7 protein-coding genes are annotated in these 6956 nt (G+C 56.2%); 4 read left to right on the top strand and 3 right to left on the bottom strand.

The genetic code is table 11. From position 1 onward, the window contains the following. Positions 1-81: 81 nt before the first annotated feature. Both hppD and ACW9JC_RS27440 read right to left on the bottom strand, forming a co-directional pair. Positions 82-1158, bottom strand: coding sequence for a 4-hydroxyphenylpyruvate dioxygenase (hppD, locus tag ACW9JC_RS27445; RefSeq protein WP_416127080.1), 1077 nt, complete (start codon positions 1156-1158; stop codon positions 82-84). Between the two features lie 266 nt (positions 1159-1424). Continuing rightward, positions 1425-2354, bottom strand: coding sequence for a DMT family transporter (locus ACW9JC_RS27440; RefSeq protein WP_457458936.1), 930 nt, complete (start codon positions 2352-2354; stop codon positions 1425-1427). Positions 2355-2432: 78 nt separating this feature from the next. Here ACW9JC_RS27440 and ACW9JC_RS27435 point away from each other — a divergent pair, with 78 nt between their 5' ends. The 3 genes from ACW9JC_RS27435 to ACW9JC_RS27425 all read left to right on the top strand — a co-directional run bounded on the left by ACW9JC_RS27435 (position 2433) and on the right by ACW9JC_RS27425 (position 5550). Beyond that, positions 2433-3305 (top strand): LysR family transcriptional regulator, encoded by an 873-nt coding sequence (locus ACW9JC_RS27435; RefSeq protein WP_457458934.1) that lies wholly within the window; start codon positions 2433-2435, stop codon positions 3303-3305. Positions 3306-3417: 112 nt separating this feature from the next. Continuing rightward, on the top strand, positions 3418-4950 hold the full coding sequence (locus ACW9JC_RS27430; protein WP_457458932.1) for an EAL domain-containing protein: 1533 nt from the start codon (positions 3418-3420) through the stop codon (positions 4948-4950). 234 nt (positions 4951-5184) lie between these two features. Continuing rightward, on the top strand, positions 5185-5550 hold the full coding sequence (locus tag ACW9JC_RS27425) for a histone-like nucleoid-structuring protein, MvaT/MvaU family (RefSeq protein WP_008075430.1): 366 nt from the start codon (positions 5185-5187) through the stop codon (positions 5548-5550). A 176-nt stretch (positions 5551-5726) separates the two neighbouring features. Here ACW9JC_RS27425 and ACW9JC_RS27420 read toward each other — a convergent pair whose 3' ends face one another. Continuing rightward, positions 5727-6248 carry a DUF4946 domain-containing protein gene (locus tag ACW9JC_RS27420; protein WP_457458930.1) on the bottom strand — a complete coding sequence of 174 codons (522 nt, stop codon included), beginning with the start codon at positions 6246-6248 and terminating at the stop codon, positions 5727-5729. 146 nt (positions 6249-6394) lie between these two features. On the opposite strand from ACW9JC_RS27420, the gene gloA reads away from it, so the two are divergent. Beyond that, positions 6395-6916, top strand: coding sequence for a lactoylglutathione lyase (gene gloA, locus ACW9JC_RS27415; RefSeq protein WP_448108053.1), 522 nt, complete (start codon positions 6395-6397; stop codon positions 6914-6916). The last annotated feature ends 40 nt before the right edge of the window (positions 6917-6956 follow it).

Below are 6956 nucleotides of genomic sequence, written 5' to 3'. Positions count from 1 at the left end.
GGATTGTGTAGGAGCTGCCGAAGGCTGCGATCTTTTGATCTACAAAAAAAACCGGTCAAAGACCGGTTTTTTTACGCCAGATTAGTCAGTGGACAACACGCCACGACGCACCTGATCACGCTCAATCGATTCGAACAGCGCCTTGAAGTTGCCTTCGCCGAAGCCGTCATCGCCCTTGCGCTGGATGAACTCGAAGAACACCGGGCCCATCAGGGTTTCCGAGAAGATCTGCAACAGCAGACGCTTGTCACCCGACTCGGACGAACCGTCCAGCAAAATGCCCCGCGCTTGCAGTTCGCCGACTGGCTCGCCGTGGTTTGGCAAGCGACCTTCGAGCATTTCGTAGTAGGTGTCTGGCGGCGCGGTCATGAAGCGCATGCCGATGCTTTTCAGGTGATCCCAGGTCTTGATCAGGTCGTCGGCGAGGAACGCAACGTGCTGGATGCCTTCGCCATTGAACTGCATCAGGAACTCTTCGATCTGCCCGGCGCCCTTGGACGATTCTTCGTTCAACGGGATGCGGATCATGCCGTCCGGTGCGGTCATGGCCTTGGAGGTCAGGCCGGTGTATTCGCCCTTGATGTCGAAGTAGCGGATTTCGCGGAAGTTGAACAGCTTCTCGTAGAAGTTCGCCCAGTAAGCCATGCGACCGCGATAAACGTTGTGGGTCAGGTGGTCGATGATCTTCAGACCAGCACCGACCGGGTTGCGGTCGACGCCTTCGAGGTACACGAAGTCGATGTCGTAGATCGAGCTGCCTTCACCAAAACGGTCGATCAGATACAGCGGCGCGCCGCCGATGCCTTTGATCGCTGGCAGGTGCAGCTCCATCGGGCCGGTTTCGATGTGGATCGGCTGGGCGCCGAGTTCCAGCGCGCGCTTGTAGGCTTTTTGCGAATCCTTGACGCGGAACGCCATGCCGCACACCGACGGGCCATGCTCGGCCGCGAAGTACGAAGCGACGCTGTTGGGTTCGTTGTTGAGGATCAGGTTGATCGCGCCCTGGCGATACAGGTGCACGTCTTTGGAACGGTGGGTCGCGACCTTGGTGAAGCCCATGATCTGGAAGATCGGCTCCAGGGTGTTCGGGGTCGGCGATGCGAATTCGATGAACTCAAAGCCCATCAGGCCCATTGGGTTTTCGTATAAATCTGCCATGGTTGGCGCCTCATCATGCTTTTTAGAATTAACAGAAGTTAGTTGCTAGCAATGCTGAGACCGGCGGGTGGCGCGCAGGAGATGCCCCGCACGCTGCGTGCAAGGAAATCACCGTAGATCAATTGAAACCCAAATATCTTCATTGTCGACCCAAGGCTATTGCGGGCGAGGCTTCTGCTGCCAGAAGACGATTATTCTTGTATGCGTAACCTGATTCTACACAGCGTAAATCAGTTTGTCCGCCCTCTGTATAAAATCCCCCTTTTTCACCTGCGTGCAAGGGGTTTGTTGCAGAGGAAGATCCCCAGCAGAATCAGCCCTCCCCCCAGATACATCGCCAGCGTCAATTGTTCGCCCAGCAGCAACGCGCCGAGGATCACGGCGGTCAGCGGGTTCAAGGCAATAAATACGCCCGAGCGCGTCGCGCCGATTTTGCGGATGCCGTCGTAATAGCCGATGTAGGCCAGCGCAGAGCCCAACACGCCGAGGTACATCAGGCTCAGCCACTGCTGTGGGCCAAGGCTGATGAGCGCGGTGAAACTCAGCTCCCCGCGCACGGCGCTGGTCAGCCACAGCATCAGCGTTCCCAGCAAAATCGAATACGTAACGGTCTGCACCGGCCCGAGGCTGTGATTCAGTTCCCTGGAGCACAACGAATAAACGCCCCAGCCGAGCACACAGCCGAGAATCAGCAGGTCGCCAATCCAGGCCTCGGCGTTGCCGGCCAACAACTGCGGGTTACGGCTGACGATCACCAGGCTCGCCCCGGCAATGCAAATGGCGATACCGACGACTTTGGCCCGACTCAATCGCTCCTTGAACAGCCACCACGAAGCCAGGCCGATCACAGCGGGATTGAGCGCTACGATCAACGACGCCCGCGAGGCGTTGATGTAATGCAGGCCATAAAAGAAACAGATGTTGTAGAAGAAGATTCCGAAAAACCCCAACAACGCCAGTTGCAGCCATTGCCTGAAGCTGGGCCGCGCCAGCGGCACGCGGGTCAGCAGTAGAAACAGCAGCAACGCCGCGCTGGCCAGCAGGAAACGCAGGCTGGCGGCAAAAAACGGGCTGAGGCTATCGGCCAAAAACCGCCCTGCGACAAAAGTACCGCCCCAAATCATGGTGACCGCCGCCAGCTTCAGATAAACCGGCACATCGGAGGTTTGGGTCAGGCTTTGCTCACACGTGGTCATAAGTCTTCCGAACTGAAGATTGCTTGGATGACGTATCATTCAACTAATACCCAGTCATCGTAAAATGAGTAAACACTCATGACCCTCACCCAATTGGAAATCTTCTCCCTCGTCGCCGAACTCCAAGGCTTCACGGCGGCTGCCAATCGCTTGGGGGTCAGTCAGTCCGCGATCTCCCATGCCTTGAAATCGCTGGAGCGAGAATTAGGCGTCGAGTTACTGCGGCGCCATCAATCGCAGGTAGAACTGAGCGATATTGGCCAGCTGCTTCTATTGCGCGCGCGGGCCATGCTGGGGTTGGCCAACACTTTGCGCCAGGAAGCGGCGGATGCCCGCGGCATGAAGCGCGGCACTTTGCGTATCGGCTCGTTCGGGCCGACGTCGTCGATCAAACTGCTGCCGCTGATTCTGCAGCACTACCGCGCAGCCCATCCGGGCGTCGAGGTGCACATTGATGAAGGGCCTGACCGCCAGGTGGTGCAGTGGCTGGAAGAACGGCGCATCGATATCGGTTTTGTGGTGCTGCCCGACGAACGCTTTGACACAGTGGCGCTGATGGAAGACCAAATGGTCGCGCTGCTGCCGGTCGATCACCCACTGGCGGCGCGCGACAGCGTGAGTTTGAAGGACTTGTGCAACGACCCTTTTGTCTTGACCGAGGCCGGTTCCTCGGAGCTGGTTTCACGACTGTTCAGTGCCGCCCGACTGACACCCAACATCCGGTTTCGCTGCTCGCAGTTGCTTAGCACGCTGGATACGGTGGGCCGTGGTGATGCACTGACCGTGGTCGCCGAAGGGTCGCTGCCCGAACACAACGACAGCCGCTATGTAAAAAAACCACTGTCGCCGCCGGTGACCCGACAAGTCGGCCTGGCCGTACTCGATCAACGCCAGGCATCACCTGCTGCATTTGCCTTTATCAAACTCGCCCAGTCTTTGAACTACCGATGAGCGGAATATTTGCCAAGCGCCAACTATCATGGCTTCTACCTGAACTCTTTTTGGAGGGCTTTACGTCCGACCAGCATTTGAGAGCCCTATTACATCGTCACAGGTCTCGCGAATGCCACTAAACGCCAAGAGCCGCAAACGCAGCACCAAGATTGCGATCACCCTCGCCAGTGGATTGCTCCCGGTAGTATTGGGTTTTGGCATCCTCTATATGCAGGCTGAGCGAGCACTGCAACAAAGCGCTCAACAAACCGCTGAAGAAGCCATTCGCCAGTTCGATCTGATGCTCGACAACACGGCCCAGGCTGCACGCGAGTTGTTGCCGCTGGCCGGGCAAAGTTGCATCGACGTCAACCTCGCCCTGCGCGAACAAGTTACCCGGCGCCCGTTTGTGCGTTCGACCAATCTGGTGTGGGACGACACCATTTATTGCAGCTCTCTGTTTGGTGACTATCACGAAAAAATTTCGTCCGGAGACTACAGCGGTGGCCGCTTGTTATTGATGAAGGGCAACCCGGTCACGCCTGACACGGCATTGTTGGTGTATCGACTCAGCGACGGTAAACGCGGCGCGATGAGCACGCTGGACGGCTACCACTTGAGTAACGTGCTGCGTTTGATCGGCCGTCAGACGATACTGGTGCTGCAAGTAGGCCCCAACTGGTTGACCGCCGACGGACGCTTTCACGACGGCGCCCTGCCCGACTTTCCCGTCGCGCAAAGCATGCTGAAGTCATCACGGTATGAGTTCAGCGTGGCAGCCGGTTTCCCCGAAGGCGAAACCTGGCGCTACATGAGCAGTCAGTATCCGCCACTGTTCAGCCTGCTGATCTTTTTCGGTGTTGTATCGGGCCTTATCGGGCATGTTCTGCAGAAGCGCTCATCGTCACCGACTCATGAAATGAAGCGGGCGCTGGACGCTGCGGAGTTCGTTCCGTACTTCCAGGCCGTTGTGCACGGCGACAGTAAACAAGTCTCGGGCATCGAAGTACTGATGCGCTGGAATCACCCGAAAGAGGGACTGGTGCGGCCTGATTTGTTCATTCCGTTTGCCGAATATTCCGGTTTGATCGTGCCGATGACGCGGTCACTGATGCAACAGACTGCCACCTTGCTCGGGCCACTGTCGGCGTCGTTCAAAGAGCCGTTTCATATCGGCGTCAACATCACTGCCAGCCACTGCCAGAACCTGGAACTGGTCGAAGATTGCCGCGAATTCCTCACCGCTTTCGCTCCCGGCTCCATCCACTTGGTGCTGGAGTTGACCGAACGCGAGCTGATCGAACCCACGGCCATTACCCACCAACTGTTCGAGCAACTGCACGAGCTTGGCGTGAAGATCGCCATCGACGATTTCGGAACCGGTCATTCCAGCCTGGGCTATCTGCGCCAGTTCAATGTCGACTTTTTGAAAATCGACCAGAGCTTCGTCGCCATGATCGGCATCGACACACTGTCGAGCCACATTCTGGACAGCATCATCGAACTTGCGACCAAGCTCGATCTGGCAATGGTTGCAGAAGGTGTGGAAACCCAGGCTCAAAGTGATTACCTGAGCGCCCACCACGTTAACTTCCAGCAAGGCTATCTGTTCGGCCGGCCGTTGCCTGGCGCGGAGTTCATTAGTGCATTAAGTGACCATTAACTAGCGGCTTTAAGCGACGAGACAACGATTTACCGCACCAATTTGAATCAAAACACTACTCTCGTTACATGAAGAAAAAGACATGATTTACTCTTGGCCAATTAACTACTACAATTTTTCATGCCTGCAGAAATCTGGCAGGTGAGCCATTTATCACCGAGTCGCTTCAAGGCTCTTGGCTTATAGCTTTGTTTGCGGTTGGTATCAGCCAAACACACTATTGGAGTAAAGATATTGTCCAGACTCGCTGAATTTCGTGCAGCTGAAAAGGCCCTTCAAGAACAGCTCAAGCAGCTTGAATCCCTGAAGAACGATGCCGGGCTCAAGAAAGAAATCGAATTCGAAGAAAAGCTCCAGGGGCTGATGAAAACTTACGGCAAGAGCTTGCGCGACATCATCGCCATTCTCGATCCGAACCCGGCAAAATCCGGCCTGCAACAGGCCGCAGCGCCGAAAACCCGCCGCGCTCGCGTGGTCAAGGTTTATCAGAACCCGCACACCGGTGAACTGATTGAAACCAAGGGCGGCAACCATCGCGGCCTGAAAGCCTGGAAGGAACAATACGGTGCCGCCACCGTTGATTCCTGGCTGCGTGGCTAAGCTCTCGCGCTGTGAACAAAAGCCCTGCGGATGCAGGGCTTTTTCATGAATACCATCTAAATGCAACGATATTGGTCGACCAACTCGCTACTTGCCGATTAACTTTGTGCTTAATCCGTTCAGGTATCTAAAAACTTCAGAAATGGCGCAAAGCCTGCAGTCACTAAAGTCTTCGATTAAAGTTTCAAGGCGTTACGAGCTGCCTCTATTTCTTCCTGACTCGCCTTATAAGCCTCTGCCTGCCCGGCGTAGGAAAGTACGTAGGCTTTATCGGCATCCACTGCGGCGACCAATGTTTGAGAGAGCACATGACGCCCGTTTTGCGTGATGGTGCAGGTGGTTTCCAGCGCCGATAAACGGCTCAAGGTAGTCGGATGAATCCGGTTGCAGACACTTTGATAACCGCCCTGAAAGAAGTCTTTCTGCACCGACTTGCGCATCTCCAGTAAAACGCCTTCCAGATTCACCTGGTGACCGCTTTCCACCTGCGTCATGGTCAGCTCCATCACCATGACCGGCGTGCCACCCTGATCGTTTTTAACCGCACGCTGGCGAGACACGTTAGAGGCCGCATCACCTTCGATCTCTTCGACCTGCCAACCGGCGGGCCAGGTCATGACCGGCGCTTCGGCATGCGCGCCGACAACCACAAACAGCACACCGAGCAGGATGAACAGCGATTTACCGAATCGAATCATTGCAATGAACACTCACGATTTAAGCCGTGAAGTCTGAGCCCCGACCGGCTGTCAGGCAATAGCCTGACGCTTTGGGTTTGGCGATGTCGGAACCCTTGCGTATCATTGTCGCCATTCGTCAGCCCCACTTATTTTCCGGAGGGCCCATGAGCCTGCAAGAATTGAACACCTTCCCCGGCGTTACCGCACAACCTGACACCGCGACCCAGAAGTTTGTCTTCAACCACACCATGCTGCGGGTCAAGGACATCACCAAGTCCCTGGACTTCTACACGCGCATCCTGGGTTTCTCGCTGGTGGAAAAGCGCGACTTCCCGGAAGCCGAGTTCAGCCTGTACTTCCTCGCGCTGGTCGATAAAAACCAGATCCCTGCCGACGCCGCCGCGCGCACCGAATGGATGAAGTCGATCCCCGGCATTCTCGAACTGACCCACAACCACGGCACCGAGAACGACCCGGATTTCGCTTATCACAACGGCAACACCGACCCGCGTGGCTTCGGTCACATCTGCATTTCGGTGCCGGACATCGTTGCAGCGTGCGAGCGTTTTGAGGCACTGGGTTGCGACTTCCAGAAGCGCTTGACCGATGGCCGCATGAAGAGCCTGGCGTTCATCAAGGACCCGGATGCCTACTGGGTTGAGATCATTCAGCCAGCGCCGCTGTAAAACAAAATCAAAAGATCGCAGCCTGCGGCAGTTCCTACAT

This window comes from Pseudomonas sp. SDO5591_S426, from assembly GCF_054070755.1.
The sequence above is the reverse complement of the archived record's forward strand: the minus strand, read 5'-3'. Positions and strand labels throughout refer to the sequence as shown.

Excerpts from the sequence above, each read along its gene's own strand:
- gloA (WP_448108053.1), top strand. The coding sequence starts at position 6,395 with ATGAGCCTGCAAGAATTGAACACCTTCCCCGGCGTTACCGCACAACCT.
- ACW9JC_RS27430 (WP_457458932.1), top strand. The coding sequence starts at position 3,418 with ATGCCACTAAACGCCAAGAGCCGCAAACGCAGCACCAAGATTGCGATC.
- hppD (WP_416127080.1), bottom strand. The coding sequence starts at position 1,158 with ATGGCAGATTTATACGAAAACCCAATGGGCCTGATGGGCTTTGAGTTC.
- ACW9JC_RS27420 (WP_457458930.1), bottom strand. The coding sequence starts at position 6,248 with ATGATTCGATTCGGTAAATCGCTGTTCATCCTGCTCGGTGTGCTGTTT.
- ACW9JC_RS27440 (WP_457458936.1), bottom strand. The coding sequence starts at position 2,354 with ATGACCACGTGTGAGCAAAGCCTGACCCAAACCTCCGATGTGCCGGTT.
- ACW9JC_RS27435 (WP_457458934.1), top strand. The coding sequence starts at position 2,433 with ATGACCCTCACCCAATTGGAAATCTTCTCCCTCGTCGCCGAACTCCAA.